We start from the raw sequence: 16,829 nt of genomic DNA, 5'->3' as shown, positions 1-16,829 counted from the left end.
TTTTCCGAATTATCAGGCTGCGGCTTTGGCTGGAGCGCCGCCAATCGCATCAAGTTTCAATTGAATCAGTTGCCGACCTGGATTCTTGCTATCCATCTTATCCAGTGCCAGCTGATAGGCGACGCGAGCATCGTCGAGCTTGTTCTGTGCAACCAGGATATCGCCCTTGCGATCGGCTACGGCACTGGCGAAAGGCGCTGGAACGTCTGCCGCCAACACCTTCAAGCCATCGTCGTAAGCCTTCTGATCCAGCAGGATGCCAGCCAGGCGCACGCGCGCAAGCGCACGATAGTCTTCGTCGGCGCCATGATCGACCGCCCATTGCAACTGTTCCTTGGCGCCGTTCAAGTCGTTGGCGTCAAAGGCAACCTTGGCAGCCGACAGAGCGGCCATGCCGGCATAGGCAGTACGGCCGAATTTCTGCTGGATATCGGCAGCAGCGCGCTGGACCTTGGCTGTGTCCTTGGCGGTTACCGCTTTTTGCAATTCGTCATACAGCTGCGACGCCTGCAAGGCCTGGCTGCGCTGGTAATAATTCCAGCCGGACCAGCCTGCGTACGCACCCAGGGCGATAATCAGCACCCAGGTTGTCAGGTTGCCGTATTTCTTCCACCAATCCTTAAGCGTTGCCAGTTGTTCCTGTTCGTCGAGATCGAATGCCATATGATTTTATTTTAGTGATGATAGTGAATATGTTGATGATCGCCGTGGTCATGATCGTCGCCGCCGACGATCTGGTCCACCAGATAATCGCTGACCGCGTCGAACGGTACGACACTTTGATTGCCGGCACTAGCTTTTTCGCCATTGTCGCTGCCATCGCCGTCGGCCCGCAAGGTCTTGACGGTCGCAGTATGGTTAGCGACTTCATCCTCGCCGATGATGATGGCGTATGCCGCACCGCTGGCATCCGCGCGCTTCATCTGCGATTTGAAACTGCCGCCGGCATTGGACGAGGCGCAATGTAGCACAACATCCAGCCCGGCATTACGCAAACGTTCCGCCAGCACGAACGATTGCAGCTGTGCCGCCTCGCCCTGATGCACCAGGTAAACGTCGCACTCATTACGCACGGCCTGTTCGCCATTGGCGCGCATCAGTTCCAGCAAACGCTCAACGCCCATCGCGAAACCGCAAGCCGGTGTCGGCTTGCCGCCGAACATTTCGACCAACGGATCGTAACGCCCGCCGCCGCAAACCGTGCCTTGTGAACCGAGCTGGTCGGTGACCCACTCGAACACGGTGCGATTGTAATAGTCCATGCCGCGCACCAGGCGCGGGTTGATCGTGAACGGAATGTTGTTGTGGTTCAGTATCTTCTGCACGCCTTCAAAGTGCGCGCGCGACTCTTCGCCCAGATAATCGAGCAGCTGCGGTGCACCGTTGACCATTTCCTGCATGGTCGGATTCTTGGTGTCGAGGATGCGCAGCGGGTTGCTGTGCAGACGTCGTTGTGCGTCGGTGTCGAGCAGATCCTGATGCTTTTCAAAATACGCGATCAGGTCGGCACGATGGCGATTACGCTCTTCGGCATCGCCGATAGAATTCAATTGCAGTTTCACATCCTGCAGGCCGAGATCGTCCCACAGCCGCTGGCACATCATGATCAGTTCAGCGTCGATGTCCGGGCCGGTAAACCCGAGGGCCTCCGCGCCAACCTGGTGAAACTGGCGATAGCGCCCGCGCTGCGGACGTTCGTGGCGGAACATCGGGCCGTTGTACCAGAGCCGCTTGGGGCCGTCATAGGTCAGGTTGTGCTCGATTGCAGCGCGCACCACGCCGGCGGTGCTTTCCGGACGCAGAGTCAGGTTGTCGCCGTTCATCGAATCGGTGAACGAATACATTTCCTTTTCGACGATATCGGTAACCGCACCCAGGCCGCGCGCAAACAACGCGGTCGGCTCAACGATTGGCGTGCGGATCTTTTGAAAGCCGTAGCTCTTCAGCACCGACTCGACGGTGTTCTCGAACAATTCCCACAGTGCCGCATCGGCAGGCAGGACATCGTTCATACCTTTTACGCCGACGATTTTATCGGCCTTCTTATTTTCTGACATTCTTCTTCAATACACAGGTAGTGATTAATTTCGGTGGATGCTCAATCGGCTCCAGGCCGACGACATCCGCTCAAGCTACTGCATGGCCGTAATGGCTCTTCACATACTCCAGCACCACCGCCTGAAATTCCTCGGCAATCCGATCGCCGCGCAAGGTCAACTTCTTCTCGCCATCAATGAACACGGGCGCCGCCGGCGATTCGCCGGTGCCGGGCAAACTGATGCCGATATTGGCATGTTTGGATTCGCCAGGGCCATTCACGATGCAGCCCATCACCGCCACATTCATGCTTTCAACGCCTGGATACGCCTTCTTCCAGACTGGCATCTGGTCACGCAAATACGTCTGTATCTTGTCTGCGAGGTCCTGGAAAACGGTCGACGTAGTGCGCCCGCAACCCGGACATGCAATCACCATCGGCGCGAACTTGCGCAAGCCCATGGTTTGCAAAATCTCTTGCCCGACGATGACTTCCTTGGTCCGATCGCCACCCGGCTCCGGCGTCAGCGAAATACGGATGGTATCGCCGATGCCTTCCTGCAGCAGCACCGACAACGCCGCTGTCGAAGCAACGATGCCTTTGCTGCCCATGCCGGCTTCGGTCAGCCCCAGATGCAGCGGATAATCGCAACGGCGCGCCAGTTCGCGATACACCGCGATCAAATCCTGGACGCCGGAAACCTTGCACGACAGGATGATCTTGTCAGCGCCCAAGCCGAGCTCTTCCGCACGTTGCGCATTCTCGATGGCCGAAGTCACCAAGGCTTCATACATCACGGCCTGTGCCGGCCATGGCTGGCTGCGCAAGGCATTCTCATCCATGATCCGCGCCAGCAGCGCCTGATCCAGGCTGCCCCAGTTGACGCCGATACGCACCGGCTTGTTGTACTTGCAGGCGACCTCGATCATTTGCGCGAACTGCGTATCGCGCTTGGCGCCCTTGCCGACATTGCCCGGGTTAATACGGTATTTCGATAAAGCCTGGGCGCACTCTGGATAGTCATTCAACAGCGTATGGCCGTTGTAATGAAAATCACCGACCAGCGGCACATCAATGCCCATCTTGTCGAGTTGCTCGCGAATGGCCGGCACGGCCGCAGCCGCTTCGGGATTATTCACGGTGATGCGCACCAGCTCCGAACCGGCGCGCGCCAGATCCTTGATCTGGATCGCCGTGCCGATTGCATCGGCAGTATCGGTATTGGTCATCGACTGCACCACGACAGGTGCGCCGCCGCCAACCAGTATCTTGCGCTCGCCGTAGCTGATCGCAGCACTGCGGCTGTTACGCCGCACGCTGGGGCCGGAGCCGATCGGTAAATTTATCTGCGACATGCGCCGCTCTCCTTCAACTTGTCCACGCTTACTTCAAAGTCAACCGAGCCACGTTGGTCTTGGAGCCGGCCTTCAGGTCAACCGGTTCGCCACGCAGCGTGGCGTCGACACCCGCCAGGTTGCCGATAGTGATCGAGACCGGCTGGGTCACATCAAACGACTGCGAATCACCGGCTTTTACCAAACGCGAAATCAGCACCGTATTGTCGGCACGCTTGATTTCAACCCACGAATCCTGCCTGAAATCCAGGTTCAGTTGATTGCCACCGGCGCCAGCAGCCGCAGCAGGCGTTGCAGCTACAGCAGTTGCCGTCGCAGCAGGCGCGTTTGCAGCCGGTTCAGGCGTAACCGCCGCGCCAGCAGCCGGCGATGGCGCCTGATTGGAGCTCGCTTGAGTAGCAGTTGCGGCAGCCTCTGCAGACGCAGCCGGCAAAGGCAATTCAGCACTGGTCTGTCCGCTGGCTGCAGCACTCGAAGTCGCTGCCGCTGTAGCTCTTTCAGCAGACGCATGCAGCGCGTTTTCCACCATTGGCAGCAGATCCAGGCGTATCGCAACAGCCAGCAGCAGGAGCAACACAGCGCCCACCACCAGCCATTTATAAGCAAACTTGGAACGCCCCATCAAACTGAAACGGGATTCCGAAAAAGGGGTCGACAACTGGCTATGGCGGGCACTCGGGACTTCCCTGGGCGCGGCCGCTGGTGAAATCTGCGCCAGCAACGCCGTCGCATCCAGGCCCAGCAATTTTGCATAAGAGCGGATAAAACCGCGCGTCATCACCATGGTAGGCAATGCCGCGTAATTGTCAGCCTCGATCGCATCGATCTGGCGCGGCGCCAGCTTCAAATGGCTTGCCACTTCTGCGACCGACCAGCCAAGCTGTTCACGCTTGGCGGCCAGCTGCGCGCCAAGTGACGCCGGACTATTACTGATCGCTTCGTGAGGAACTGCTTCCGCACTTGCCTCATCAACGATCACCGACTTCACCTGTTCCGACTCACTCATTAAACGCTCCACGTTGATAGGCGGCAAACTCCGGGGAGCCGGCAAAGCGACGGCGCAACTGGGTTACCAAACTTGCTTCTGCAGCGGTATCACCCAACTTCCGCTCCACCTTAATGGCCGTCCAAAGCGCTTCCGCGTTTTGCACATCCGTTTTCAATACAAGGCCGATATAAAACCGTGCGCGCTCATAATCGTTGCGGTCATACGCCAGTTTCGCCAGATTGGCATTGGTCAGCGGGTTGCTCGCATCAAACTGGAAAGCCTGTGACAGATAACGCTCAGCCGCCACCGTGTCATTGAACTTGAGGCTGCAGACGCCGGCATTGGTCAGCGCTTTTGCCGGCGACTGGTAAGCCCGGCTCTTCAACGCTGTTTCAAAATGTGCAATCGATTCCTTGGCTCTGCCGTTCTGGCAAAGAAACCAGCCGTAATTATTGGCAAAGTCCGGGTTGTTCGGCGACAGCCGCAGCGCGCGCTGGAAATTGTCGTCGGCCAGGCGATTTTCACCCATGTCCATATAGATCAGGCCACGCACGCTGTAGGCGTCAGCCAGATCCGGATCCGCCGCCACGGCCTGCTTGATTTCATCAAGCGCCACTTCCAGTTGGCCCTGGCCGAAATAGCCGACCGCCAATTGCAGACGAATACCGGCGCGTCGTTGCGCCTCGGTCTGGTCCGAACTGGTAGCCAACTCTTGTCGCGAACCTGTTTCGTTATTGGTGCCAACCGACTGATTCGCACAACCACTCAAACTACCCAACAAAGACAACGCGCCTGCCGCCAGCGCGATACGACGATTCCAAGATCCAAGCTTTAGACTGATTTTTTCTATCACTGAGACACCTCGATGATGCGGCCAAAATTCTTTCCGAACTTCTGCTGATATTCGGTCATTTTCTGCATGCGTTCCTGCACCCGCGTGCGATCCTGCACTTCACCTGCCAGCTGACCGCAAGCAGCGTCGATATCGTCGCCGCGCGTCTTGCGCACGGTGGTGACGATGCCGGCGTCCATCAATATCTGCGCGAATGCCTTGATGCGCGGATTCTTGGAACGTTTCAGGCCCGACTCAGGGAATGGGTTGAAAGGAATCAGGTTGAATTTGCATGGCACGGCCGGTCCGCCCGCCTGCCCCTGCACCAGGGCGATCAACTCACGCGCATGCGCATCGGTATCGTTGACGTCATCCAGCATGCAGTATTCAAAAGTAATGAAGTCGCGCGGCGCGAACTCCAGATAGCGCTTGCAGGCAGCCATCAGCTCGCGCAACGGGTATTTCTTGTTCAGCGGCACCAGGCCATCGCGCAAAGTGTCGTTCGAGGCATGCAGCGAAACCGCCATCGCCACCGCGCAGTCTTGCGACAGTTTATCGATCATCGGCACTACGCCGCTGGTCGACAAAGTCACGCGGCGGCGCGACAGGCCATACGCGTTATCGTCAAGCATCAGCTTGAGCGCAGTCACCGTCGGCTCGTAATTCAACAGCGGCTCACCCATGCCCATCATCACCACATTGGTGATCTGGCGCTCGCCCTTGTGACCTGGCTCGATGCCTTTCGACTTGCGCAATTCGAACTCAGCCATCCACAGTTGGCCGATGATCTCGCCAACGCTCAGGTTGCGGCTGAATCCTTGCTTGCCGGTGGAGCAGAAACGGCAGTTCACGGCACAGCCGGCTTGCGTCGAAATGCACAGCGTGCCACGGTTCTCTTCGGGGATGAACACGGTTTCCACCGCATTGCCCTGACCGACATCCAGCAGCCATTTGCGGGTGCCGTCGGTCGAGGTGTGATCGCTGATCACAGCTGGCGCGGCGATAAACGCACGGGTCGCCAACTTGTCGCGCAATGACTTCGCCAAATCGGTCATTGCGTCGAAATCGTGTGCGCCGAATTGATGAATCCAGCGCAGTAATTGTTTTGCTCTGAACGGCTTCTCACCCAACTCTCCGCAATACGCGGTAAGTTGTGCAGGATCCAGGTCCAGCAGGTTGATGAGAGCAGTCATGGCATTTCCAATTTAAAATAATTGCAAGGCAGAGTCCAAAGGCGGCATCAATGCCGCGAGTCCTCTGCCCCCAATTAATTAAGCAAAACGTTTGAAGCAACTACATAAGCTTGCAGAACAAGCGACAAACAAGTTTCAACTTAAAACAAAACAAAACAAAACAATTACAGCAGCAATTAAGCCTTCAGTGCTGGGAAGAAGTAAGCGATTTCAACTTTCGCTGTTTCTACTGCATCCGAACCGTGTACTGCGTTAGCATCGATCGAATCAGCGAAATCGGCGCGGATAGTGCCTTTTTCTGCCTTCTTAGGATCGGTAGCGCCCATCAGGTCGCGGTGCTTCAATACTGCGTTTTCGCCTTCCAGCGCTTGAATGATGACTGGGCCGGAGATCATGAAATCAACCAGGTCCTTGAAGAAAGGACGCTCACGGTGAACCGCGTAGAAACCTTCAGCTTCTTCACGGGACAGTTGCGTCATGCGTGCAGCAACGATTTTCAGGCCAGCGTTTTCAAAACGGGTATAAATTTGACCGATTACGTTTTTTGCGACTGCGTCCGGTTTGATAATCGACAGGGTGCGTTCAATTGCCATCTGAAAAACTCCAATGAAATGAAAGGGTTAAAATGCTTATTTAAATGACTGGTTAATAATTCAATCAACCTTTGATTTTAACACGAAACACCTATACAGAATTGTCAAAACTGGGGAAAACGCAAGAGTTAGATTGCATAGAACCACTTTGCCACTTTACTGTCTGATGAAGGAATGCCGTTAGATACCATTAGTAATGCTATGATCGCAATAGTTTAATAGTTTTGCAATTTTCAAAGGAGTCCTCTATGAATCAGAATCTGGAACAGACCTACTCCCCGGGCAGCACCGCGCTCAGCGCGCAGCACCGGGTGCTGCGCAATACCTATTGGCTGCTGGCGCTGTCCATGCTGCCGACCATTGCAGGCGCGTGGCTTGGCGTTCAGATGGACTTCAGCTTCTTCCGTAACAGCCCGCTGATTGGCTTCATCGGCTTCATGGTTGTGGCATTTGGTTTCTTTTACGCAATTGAAAAGACCAAGAACACGGGCTGGGGCGTCCTGCTGCTGCTCGGCTTCACCTTCTTCATGGGCTTGATGCTGTCACGCCTGATCGGCCATACGCTGGTCGGCTACTCCAATGGCGCAACGCTGATCATGATGGCGTTTGGCGGCACCGCCAGTGTTTTTGTTGTAATGGCAAGTATTGCAACCGTCAGCAAGCGCGATTTCTCGAGCATGGGCAAATGGCTGTTTGCCGGCGTCGTAGTACTGCTGCTGGCTTCGTTGGCCAATGTTTTCCTGCAGATTCCGGCCCTGTACTTGGCGGTATCAGTGATTGCAATTGCAATTTTCTCGGCTTACATCCTGTATGACGTGCAGCGCATCATCAACGGTGGCGAGACAAATTACATTTCGGCAACATTGAGCCTGTATCTCGACGTCTACAATATTTTCGTCAACCTGCTGTCGCTGCTGGGCATTTTCGGCGGCAACCGAAACTAAACCGCAGACACCAACGAAAAAGCCGACCTTCAGGTCGGCTTTTTTACAATCTACGTCCGCGATCAAGGCAGATCGAATACCGCAATCGACTCAACGTGCGCCGTATGCGGGAACATGTTGACAACGCCAGCCTGACTCAAGCGATAACCGCCGGCAATCAAGGCGCCGGCATCGCGCGCCAGGGTCGACGGATTACAAGACACATAAACGATCCTGGCCGGCATCAAAGAGCGATCCAGGGCCGCCAAGCCGACGATCGCATCGCATACCGCCGCTGCACCATCGCGCGGCGGATCGATCAGCATGCGATCAAACTTGCCCAGCGCAACCAGGTGTTCGGATGTCGCTTCGAACAGGTTGCGGCAATAAAAAGTGGTCTTTCCTGCCAAGCCGTTCACTCCGGCATTTTCGCCGGCACGGTCAATCAGCGCCTGACTGCCTTCGATCCCCACTACCTCGCGTGCCTGCGTCGCCAGCGGCAGCGTGAAATTGCCCAAGCCGCAAAACAGGTCGGCAACCCGATCGCCCGGCTGCACATCCAGCAGACGCAGCGCGCGCGCCACCAATACCCGATTGATCTGGTGATTAACCTGCGTGAAATCGGTCGGCTTGAACGGCATCCGGACACCGAATTCAGGCAAGGTGTAATACAACTCGGCTTGCTCGGGATAAAACGGATACGCCGTGTCCGGCCCGCCGGTCTGAAACCACCAGTTCACTTGATATTGATCGGCGAAAGCCTTCAGCTTGACTTCGTCATCAGCCGTCGGCGGCGCCATGATGCGCAGTACGAGTGCGGTAATCTTGCCCTGCGGACCCTCGCCGACCGCCAATTCGATCTGCGGAATATGTTCGATCAAACTCAGCGAGCCGATCAAATGCCGCAATGGCACCAGCATCGCCGATACGTTCGGCGGCAGGATCTCGCAGTTTTTCATGTCGGTGATGAACGAGGATTTGCGCTCATGAAAACCGACCAGCACGCCACCCTTTTTCGGCACATTGCGCACGGAAATACGTGCGCGATAGCGATAACCCCAGGTTGGCCCGTAAATCGGGCGCAACATGGTTTCGGCCTTGACCTTGCCGATATGCCATAAATTGTCTTCCAGCACCCGCTGCTTCACCGCGACCTGCGCCGTCGGTTCGAGATGCTGCATGGCGCAGCCACCGCAGATGCCGAAAACTGCGCAATGCGGTTTGACACGCAAGACCGATTCCGTATGCAAGGCGGTCATGGTCGCCGCTTCCCATTTCGGTTTCTTGCGATAAGACTGGAAACTGACCCGCTCGCCAGGCAAGGCGCCTTCGACAAAAATGACCTTGCCCTGAGTGCCATCCTCATTCTCCAGATGGCCGATCCCGCGCGCATCCATGTCGAGGGATTTGATATCGATAGTATCTTGTTGCATAGGAACTAAACGCAGTGATAACCGCCCGACATGCGCGGCGCGGAATTGGGTTGGAAAGAAAATAGCGTGAGATTATAGCGCCATGCGCGCCTGAAACAGCGCGGATCCGCTTTCAGAAGCGCCGAAATGGCGCTGGCGGCAAATTATTGCCGCATCGAGCGATTAAAGGAAAGAGTCCTTGCCGACGCCTTTTGCGCCCAGCAAGCGTTTGAGCTTGAGCAACGCTTCCTGCTGGATCTGCCGCACCCGCTCGCGCGTGACGCCAATCTCGGCGGCCAGCTCTTCCAGCGTCGACGGATCGTCATTATCCAGGCCGAAACGGCGCATGATCACGTTGCGCTGCTTGTCGGTCAGCTTTTCCAGCCAGACCCGCACCAGGATCGACATTTCCTGCTGCTCGGCACGGGAATCCGGGTTTTCTTCGGTTGCACTTGGCAGCAAATCCATCAGGCTGGCCAGCGGATCCTGATCCAAAGGCGCATCCAGAGACGCCGCATGTTCCGATAACGCCAGCACATCCTGCACATCTTCGACCGCGCGATCGACCAAGTGGGCGATATCTTCGGCGCTGGCATCCTTGCCGTCGTGATGCTGCGCTTCCAGGTGATATTTCGCGCGCAGGATCTGGTTCAACTCACGCACCATATGCACCGGCAGCCGCACGGTGCGCGCCTGGTTCATGATGGCGCGCTCGATGCTCTGGCGTATCCACCAGGTCGCATACGTCGAAAAACGGAAACCGCGCTCCGGCTCGAACTTGTCGATTGCCCGCATCAGGCCGAGATTGCCCTCCTCGATCAGATCGAGCAAGGCCACGCCACGGTTGATATAGTGCTTGGCGATCGAGACAACCAGCCGCAGGTTGTGCTCGATCATTTTCTGCCGCGCTTCGAAATTGCCTTGCTTGGCAAGCGTTGCGAAATGTACTTCCTCGGTCACGGACAACAACGGCCGGGTGCCGATCTGGTTCAGGTAGTGCTGCGTGGTGTCGGTCGACAGCTCCGCAGCCAATACCTTCTTAAGCTCTTCGACGCCATCGACGACAACGACCACCCCGTCGACGACAACCTCATCCTCGTCGGCATCGGGTTCTGCGCCGGCAGCATCAACATCGTCCTCGTCACGCATATCGTCGGAAAGATTTTCCGAGGAGACGTCATGCTGTTCGTCCTGATGAGCTATCGGCCGTTTTGTCATTTATCGACTAGGTAAGAATTTTGATGGATCGACAGGTTTGCCTTGTTGACGAATTTCGAAGTGCAATTTGACCGCATCGCTATCCGAATTTCCCATTTCGGCAATTTTCTGGCCCTTGCTGACCGTCTGGCCCTCTTTCACCAATATGGTCTTATTATGCGCGTAAGCGGACAACAAGCTACTGGTATGTTTAATGATAACCAAATTGCCATATCCGCGAATACCGCTACCTGCATACATCACCTTGCCGCCTGCTGCCGCAACTACCGGCTGGCCTGCCTTGCCGGGAATATCGATGCCCTTCTTGCCCGCATCGAAACCACCGAGCGGCTTGCCTTCGGCAGGCCACATCCAGTCAACCCGACCTTCGTCATCACCGGCGGAACTCGATGCCGCTGCGCCGGCAGCAATCGTTGCGGCTGGCGCCACGACCGCTGGCGTCGCCGGCGTGGCTGCTTTCGGCACATCCACCGACGGCGCTGCGTCCGGCTTCTGCAGTTCGGCCAGCGCGCTGTCCGAATAAGGGCGCTTGTCGCCACGCGGCCCGCTCTTGTTACCGCCGTTGGCTGGCATCGCCGATGGCGCAGAGCTCAGCGAACGTACTTCAACGCCCGAGCCGGTTGCTACATTGCCGATCTGCGCACCGCCGGCAGGCGCCGAGCCAGCATCGGGCGGCGCTACCCGCAACACTTGGTCAACTTTGATATCGTTGGCATTTTCCAGCTTGTTCCAGGCCACGATATCCCGATAGCTTTGCCCGAATTCCAATGCGATCCGATATAAGGTATCGCCTTTCTTCACGGTGTAATAACCACGTCCTTCAGGCGCCTTTGGCGTCTCCGATGCTGTGCCAGGAGTGGCGGTGCCGGCGCCCGGCCGACGGTCAACGACCGGAGCGGGGGTACGCGGAGTGGTACATGCGGCAAGCGTACCGACCAACACTCCCAGAACTATAAAGCGAGTTTTCTTCATTCTCATTACATTTAGTATGTGCGACGTTGTCGCTGATTATTCGTCAATTGATCTTGCCCAACCCAACATCGTTCAGACCGTCCCGGCACGCAACGGCACAAAATGACAGTCTTCCAGTGTGGTGCTGGTCCAATCAAATTTACTTGTCCGCTGGATGAGCTGCAGTACTTGATGACGGGAACCGACCGGCGCCACCAGGCGGCCGCCGATCGTCATTTGATCCAATAGCGCTTGCGGCACTTCGAGGCCGGCCGCAGCCAGGATGATACCGTCGAAAGGTGCTGCTTGCGGCAGCCCAAGCATACCATCTCCGTAGTGCAAACGGATGTTGGCTATGCGTAGCGGACGTAAGTTGCTTCTCGCAAGTTCATGCAACGGCTTGATGCGTTCGATGGAATAAACTTCTTTGGCCACCTGGGACAGTACGGCCGCCTGGTAGCCGCAACCGGTCCCGATTTCCAGCACCCGGTTCAATACGCCGCCCTGGGAGTTGGCGCGCATGATTTCGATCATGCGCGCCACGATGTAGGGCTGCGAAATGGTCTGATGATGGCCAATCGGCAAAGACGCATCGATGTACGCCTGGCTCGACAAGCCAGGCTCCATGAACATATGCCGCGGCACGTTTTCCATCGCTGCCAGCACTTTGGTATCGGTCACGCCCTGTTTGGCGACGCGCGCCACCATGGCTTTGCGCACGCCATCGGAGATCATCGAACTGGAGCGATCAACGTGACTGGCGGTCTCGCTCGGACGCGCCATCGGCTTACTGACGGTGGGCGCCGCTTTCGGCGGCAGCACTGACGGCGCCGCAACGCCACGTGGCGTATTACGGGAATTTTCCCAGGCAACGTTCTTGGTCGCGGTCTGCGGCGTCGCCACGCTGCGGTTGCTGCGGTCGGCGGCAGGCTTCTTGTCGACCACCGAAGACAACTGCAATGGAAAACGCTTAACCTTGTCGGTCATGACAAGTCTTTCCGCAGCGCAGCCATTTGCGCCGCGTGCGTCAAATCGATTTGCAAAGGCGTGATCGACACATGCCCGTTTGCGGTCGCATGAAAATCGGTGCCGTCGCCGGCATCGCGGGCGGCGCCCGGCGGCCCAATCCAGTAGATGTCGCGGCCATGCGGGTCCTTGTCCCGAATGACGGGTTCCGATTCATGCCGCTTGCCCAGGCGTGTTGCCAGGGCCGGTTTCAGGCGTTCATATGGCAGATTCGGAATATTCACGTTCAACAGATAAGGCTGCGGCAAATGATTGAAGCCGCGCTCAACGATGTCGCGCGCAACCTGGGCCGCGCTTTCCAGCTCATCCCAGCCCTTATGCAACTGGGAGAACGCGATAGCCGGAATCCCGAACAGAAAACCCTCCGTCGCCGCCGCAACGGTGCCCGAATACAGCGTGTCGTCGCCCATGTTCTGTCCCTGGTTGATTCCCGAGACAATCAGATCAGGACGGAAATTGAGCAAGCCGGTCAATGCGATATGCACGCAGTCGGATGGCGTGCCATTCACAAAATAGAAGCCATTCTCTGCCCGCTGCACAGCTAAAGGCCGGTCCAGGGTCAGGGAATTCGAAGAGCCGGAGCGATTGCTGTCAGGCGCCACAACAACGATTTCTGCAATTGGGGTAAGGGCATTCGCCAGGGCGATAATGCCGGGCGCCAAATAACCATCGTCGTTGCTGATCAAAATTTTCATATTTGGATTTTACCTGAAGCAATGTTATCGATTTACGCAGATTCCTGAATTTTAACGAAGCAAGTCTGGCAATGGCAAAACTGCAGGCAAGAAAGCCCAAAATACACGGCTCCTCAGGCACAAGGAAGATTATCCGACGAATCGGTTGCCTGTCAGCCACGGCTTGCACAGAATTGTAAAATTATGTTGCGGTGCCGCAAAAACTTTCCAAGCTTAGACCAAAACCGGGTATTGTTAGCGGTAGTTAGCGCTATCAGTTCAAGTTTCAAACAGGCATGACACCCCTGCTGCACGACCGTCATCATCACATTATGCATGTCACTTGTCGTCAGATTATCAAGGAGTCACCATGAAAACTCATCGCGTTCGTACCACCGCCGCTAATAACACTGCCCATCCGCTGAATGCCTGGACCGACCTGATGTTCAAAGCCGGGGAAATGATGACCGCATCGGCCCAGGTCATCGGCCACCGCACCGCCCGTATGGCAATGGCCGGCCCGGCGCCGAGCCAGCGTGACCAGCATGAATTCGATCTGATGAGCCGTGAAAAAATCGAGGCAGTGGCGGAATCCGCGCATGCAATGGCGATCCGCATGCTCGGCCTGCATCAGGAAGTTGCCGTAATGGCCATTCAGCACATGCTGAGCGGTACGGCGAACCTGATATCAGTCGCCGGCAGCAGCAGCCTGCATCAATCCGGGCGCCGCCAAAGCAAGCTGGCGCACGATACCCTGCTCAACTCCGCCGAAGCGGTGTCGCAATTCAACGCATCGCTGGCGGATGTCGCCGAAACCGGGCTGCAGCCGATCCACGCACGGGCAACGGCGAACGCCAAACGGCTCACAAAATTGTAAATCCGGCTTTCCGTCACCTCTGCACAGAGGCACCGTCCAACTGCCTGGACCAGGCAGCCGGCGTCGTCCCCTGCAGGTGAATCTGCTCGATTGATGTCAGCGCTTGTCGACTGCACAGGGAAACGGCAAAATCGGGCAACGCGCAAGCCTGCGCGTGCCATTGCGGCCCGGATTCTTGTCGCACGTTTCCAATCACCAGCTCCGGCGGCACTGCCTGATCACCGGCATGCGACGTCAGCTTGTACAGTGCTTCCTTGTCGCTCCACAAACCATAGAATGCGGCGACCTTGTCCGCTTGCGGACGGCTGGATAACCAGCGGCTTTCAGCGTCGGAAAAAGCCTCCCTGCCAACAGCATCGACATTCCGGCTTGCATCGAGCGCTTCAATATCCAGTCCCAGCGGCGTATCGAGGCTGGTGGCGCAAGCGACCCGGCCGCGGCTGTGCGAAAGACTGAACGAGAATTCGCGCTCAGCGAGCAATGGGAGCGCGGCTGGAAATTGCAGCAATGGCGCCAGGCCCGGGCTCTCGACGATGTCAATCGCGTCAAAATCGATACCCGCCGTCCGTGATGCGACGAATCGTAATAGAACTCGACCTAGCAGGAATTCCCGCTGCCGGACCTTGCGCACAAAGCGCTGATAGCGCGACATTTCTGCGTCGCTCAAGCAAGCGGTCAAAGCTGCCGCATCGGCGTCCGATACGGCATTGGCATCGACCAGCCAGAGCACCGCGGAGCGCATAGGCCGGTTACTCCACCCGCTTGAAGATCAGCGACGTATTAATTCCGCCGAACGCAAAATTGTTCGACATGAAATACTCGCATTGCAACTCCCGGCCCTGATCGACGATGTAATCCATCTCGGCGCACAGCGGATCAAGCTGCGTCAGATTGATGGTTGGTGCAAACCAGCCGGAACGCATCATTTCGATACTGGCCCAGGCTTCCAATGCGCCGCAAGCGCCAAGCGTGTGGCCGGTGTAGCTCTTCAGTGAACTGATCGGCGTCTGCTGGCCGAAGACTGCGGCGGTTGCGTGGGATTCGGCAATATCGCCCTGCTCCGTGCCGGTGCCGTGAGCATTGATATAACCGATAGCCGACGCCGGCAGCGCTGCATCGGCGAGCGCCAGTGTCATCGCGCCCTGCATCGTGTCCGCATTCGGATGGGTGACGTGGCAACCGTCGCTATTGGTGCCAAAGCCGACGATTTCAGCGTAAATTCTGGCGCCGCGGGCGCGCGCATGCTCGAAGTCTTCCAGGATCAGCGTTCCCGCCCCTTCACCGATAACCAGGCCGTCACGGCTGCGGTCAAACGGGCTTGGCGTCATGGCCGGCGCGTCGTTGCGCACGCTGGTCGCAAACAAGGTATCGAACACCGCCGCCTCGGTCGCGCACAACTCCTCGGCGCCGCCCGCAATCATGACCCGTTGCCGGCCGCTGCGAATCGCTTCGTAGGCGTAGCCAATGCCCTGGCTGCCTGAGGTGCAGGCGCTGGACGTCGTGATGACGCGGCCGGTAATGCCGAAGAACACGCCGATGTTGACCGGCGCGGTATGCGCCATCATCTTGATGTAGGTGGTGGCATTGATGCCGCGCGTGCTGCGCTCCTCCATCATGCGGCCGAAGTCGCCGATCGCCGATGGCGTTCCTGCGGACGAGCCATAGGCGATGCCGCAGAGGCCGCTTTTCAACAGCGGATCATCGATCAAGCCGGCGTCGATCAATGCCAGTTCGCTGGCGCGGGTCGCCATCAGGGCAACCCGGCCCATGCTGCGGGTGGTCTTGCGGTTGTAGCGATCCGACAGCGTGAACTCGGCGGCGGGCGCACCCAACTGCGTATTCAAGCCATCGTAATCCGACCACTCATGCATGCGCACTACGGCGTTGCGATAACTGCCAAGGTGCGCGCGGATGCTGGTCCAGTCGTTGCCGATGGGGCTGATGCCGGCCATGCCGGTCACCGCAACTCGACGCTCCGTCATAACCCGGGTCATGCCATGCCTCCGTTGACCGAGATAACCTGGCGCGTGATGTACGCGGCATCGGCATGCATCAGGAAGGCCACGGTAGCCGCCACTTCGTCCGGCTTGCCGACCCGGCGCGCCGGTATCAGCTTGAGCGCTTCGTCCAGCGGAACATCGTCGATCATGTCGGTCTCTATCAAACCGGGGGCAACGCAATTAACGGTGATGTTCCGCTTCGCCAGTTCGATTGCCAGCGCCTTGGTGGCGCCGATAATGCCTGCCTTGGCAGCACTGTAATTGACCTGGCCGCGATTGCCGATCAGGCCCGACACCGATGCCATGGTCACGATACGCCCCGGCGCCCGGCGCTGCACCATCGGCATCACCAGCGGATTGAGCACATTGTAGAACCCGTCCAGATTGGTCTTGAGTACAAGATCCCAATCCTCACCCGGCATGGCCGGAAAAGCGTTATCGCGCGCCACGCCGGCATTGCACACCACGCCGTAGTAACAGCCGCGCTGCTCGACATCGGCCAGCAGCACATCTGCGGTTGCCTGGCGCTGACCGATATCAAATTGCAATACCCGCGCCTGCGCGCCAAGATCGCGCACTGCCTGCGCCACGGCATCTGCCGCAGCGCGTTCCTGGTGGCAATGCAAGACGATGTCATAGCCGTCGCGCGCCAACCGCAGCGCGATGGCTTTGCCGATGCCGCGGCTGGAACCTGTCACCAGGACAGTTTTCCTTGCCACTGCGGCCGTGCTTTCGACAGTGTTTTCGGC

General features: G+C 57.5%; 17 protein-coding genes. 2 read left to right on the top strand and 15 right to left on the bottom strand.

Features of this window, described 5'->3' with window-relative positions:
- Nucleotides 1-12: 12 nt before the first annotated feature.
- The 7 genes from ACIPF8_RS02535 to ndk all read right to left on the bottom strand — a co-directional run bounded on the left by ACIPF8_RS02535 (nucleotide 13) and on the right by ndk (nucleotide 6,999).
- The gene (locus ACIPF8_RS02535) at nucleotides 13-663 is read right to left on the bottom strand and encodes a tetratricopeptide repeat protein (protein ID WP_061533546.1); all 651 of its coding nucleotides are present in this window, start codon (nucleotides 661-663) and stop codon (nucleotides 13-15) included.
- An 11-nt stretch (nucleotides 664-674) separates the two neighbouring features.
- The gene (gene hisS, locus ACIPF8_RS02530; RefSeq protein WP_400416905.1) at nucleotides 675-2,057 is read right to left on the bottom strand and encodes a histidine--tRNA ligase; all 1,383 of its coding nucleotides are present in this window, start codon (nucleotides 2,055-2,057) and stop codon (nucleotides 675-677) included.
- Nucleotides 2,058-2,127: 70 nt separating this feature from the next.
- Complete coding sequence (gene ispG / locus ACIPF8_RS02525; protein ID WP_400416904.1) at nucleotides 2,128-3,393, bottom strand: flavodoxin-dependent (E)-4-hydroxy-3-methylbut-2-enyl-diphosphate synthase; 1,266 nt, start codon at nucleotides 3,391-3,393, stop codon at nucleotides 2,128-2,130.
- 28 nt (nucleotides 3,394-3,421) lie between these two features.
- Complete coding sequence (locus ACIPF8_RS02520; protein ID WP_400416903.1) at nucleotides 3,422-4,399, bottom strand: helix-turn-helix domain-containing protein; 978 nt, start codon at nucleotides 4,397-4,399, stop codon at nucleotides 3,422-3,424.
- Nucleotides 4,392-5,234, bottom strand: a complete 843-nt coding sequence (gene pilW, locus ACIPF8_RS02515) for a type IV pilus biogenesis/stability protein PilW (RefSeq protein WP_400416902.1) — start codon at nucleotides 5,232-5,234, stop codon at nucleotides 4,392-4,394. Before pilW ends, ACIPF8_RS02520 begins: the two co-directional genes overlap by 8 nt.
- Nucleotides 5,231-6,406: a 23S rRNA (adenine(2503)-C(2))-methyltransferase RlmN gene (gene rlmN, locus ACIPF8_RS02510; RefSeq protein ID WP_400416901.1), complete on the bottom strand. Its 1,176-nt coding sequence runs from the start codon at nucleotides 6,404-6,406 to the stop codon at nucleotides 5,231-5,233. Before rlmN ends, pilW begins: the two co-directional genes overlap by 4 nt.
- A 176-nt stretch (nucleotides 6,407-6,582) precedes the next feature.
- Complete coding sequence (ndk, locus tag ACIPF8_RS02505; RefSeq protein ID WP_400416900.1) at nucleotides 6,583-6,999, bottom strand: nucleoside-diphosphate kinase; 417 nt, start codon at nucleotides 6,997-6,999, stop codon at nucleotides 6,583-6,585.
- A gap of 248 nt (nucleotides 7,000-7,247) precedes the next feature.
- On the opposite strand from ndk, the gene ACIPF8_RS02500 reads away from it, so the two are divergent.
- The gene (locus tag ACIPF8_RS02500; protein WP_400416899.1) at nucleotides 7,248-7,943 is read left to right on the top strand and encodes a Bax inhibitor-1/YccA family protein; all 696 of its coding nucleotides are present in this window, start codon (nucleotides 7,248-7,250) and stop codon (nucleotides 7,941-7,943) included.
- A gap of 62 nt (nucleotides 7,944-8,005) precedes the next feature.
- Here the strand turns inward: ACIPF8_RS02500 and rlmD are convergent, their stop codons facing one another.
- The 5 genes from rlmD to surE all read right to left on the bottom strand — a co-directional run bounded on the left by rlmD (nucleotide 8,006) and on the right by surE (nucleotide 13,224).
- On the bottom strand, nucleotides 8,006-9,355 hold the full coding sequence (gene rlmD, locus ACIPF8_RS02495) for a 23S rRNA (uracil(1939)-C(5))-methyltransferase RlmD (protein ID WP_400416898.1): 1,350 nt from the start codon (nucleotides 9,353-9,355) through the stop codon (nucleotides 8,006-8,008).
- 162 nt (nucleotides 9,356-9,517) lie between these two features.
- Nucleotides 9,518-10,552 (bottom strand): RNA polymerase sigma factor RpoS, encoded by a 1,035-nt coding sequence (gene rpoS, locus ACIPF8_RS02490; protein WP_400416897.1) that lies wholly within the window; start codon nucleotides 10,550-10,552, stop codon nucleotides 9,518-9,520.
- Complete coding sequence (locus ACIPF8_RS02485) at nucleotides 10,553-11,524, bottom strand: peptidoglycan DD-metalloendopeptidase family protein (protein WP_400416896.1); 972 nt, start codon at nucleotides 11,522-11,524, stop codon at nucleotides 10,553-10,555.
- Between the two features lie 72 nt (nucleotides 11,525-11,596).
- Nucleotides 11,597-12,490 carry a protein-L-isoaspartate(D-aspartate) O-methyltransferase gene (locus ACIPF8_RS02480; RefSeq protein WP_400416895.1) on the bottom strand — a complete coding sequence of 298 codons (894 nt, stop codon included), beginning with the start codon at nucleotides 12,488-12,490 and terminating at the stop codon, nucleotides 11,597-11,599.
- A complete protein-coding gene (surE, locus tag ACIPF8_RS02475; protein ID WP_400416894.1) occupies nucleotides 12,487-13,224 on the bottom strand; it encodes a 5'/3'-nucleotidase SurE in 738 nt (245 codons plus the stop codon). The genes ACIPF8_RS02480 and surE overlap by 4 nt, the downstream gene beginning before the upstream one ends.
- Nucleotides 13,225-13,573: 349 nt before the next feature.
- Here surE and ACIPF8_RS02470 point away from each other — a divergent pair, with 349 nt between their 5' ends.
- A complete protein-coding gene (locus ACIPF8_RS02470; protein WP_400416893.1) occupies nucleotides 13,574-14,080 on the top strand; it encodes a polyhydroxyalkanoate granule-associated phasin in 507 nt (168 codons plus the stop codon).
- Between the two features lie 13 nt (nucleotides 14,081-14,093).
- On the opposite strand, the gene ACIPF8_RS02465 is transcribed toward ACIPF8_RS02470, so the two are convergent.
- The 3 genes from ACIPF8_RS02465 to fabG are packed head-to-tail and all read right to left on the bottom strand — an operon-like array spanning nucleotide 14,094 to nucleotide 16,799.
- Nucleotides 14,094-14,822, bottom strand: a complete 729-nt coding sequence (locus ACIPF8_RS02465) for a 4'-phosphopantetheinyl transferase family protein (protein ID WP_400416892.1) — start codon at nucleotides 14,820-14,822, stop codon at nucleotides 14,094-14,096.
- 7 nt (nucleotides 14,823-14,829) lie between these two features.
- Nucleotides 14,830-16,074, bottom strand: coding sequence for a beta-ketoacyl-ACP synthase (locus ACIPF8_RS02460; protein WP_400416891.1), 1,245 nt, complete (start codon nucleotides 16,072-16,074; stop codon nucleotides 14,830-14,832).
- Nucleotides 16,071-16,799, bottom strand: a complete 729-nt coding sequence (gene fabG, locus ACIPF8_RS02455) for a 3-oxoacyl-ACP reductase FabG (RefSeq protein ID WP_400417016.1) — start codon at nucleotides 16,797-16,799, stop codon at nucleotides 16,071-16,073. Before fabG ends, ACIPF8_RS02460 begins: the two co-directional genes overlap by 4 nt.
- Between the last annotated feature and the right edge of the window lie 30 nt (nucleotides 16,800-16,829).

This window comes from Collimonas sp. NPDC087041 (assembly GCF_044745265.1).
In the GTDB taxonomy this organism is placed as follows: Bacteria; Pseudomonadota; Gammaproteobacteria; order Burkholderiales; family Burkholderiaceae_D; genus Collimonas.
The sequence above is the reverse complement of the archived record's forward strand: the minus strand, read 5'-3'. Positions and strand labels throughout refer to the sequence as shown.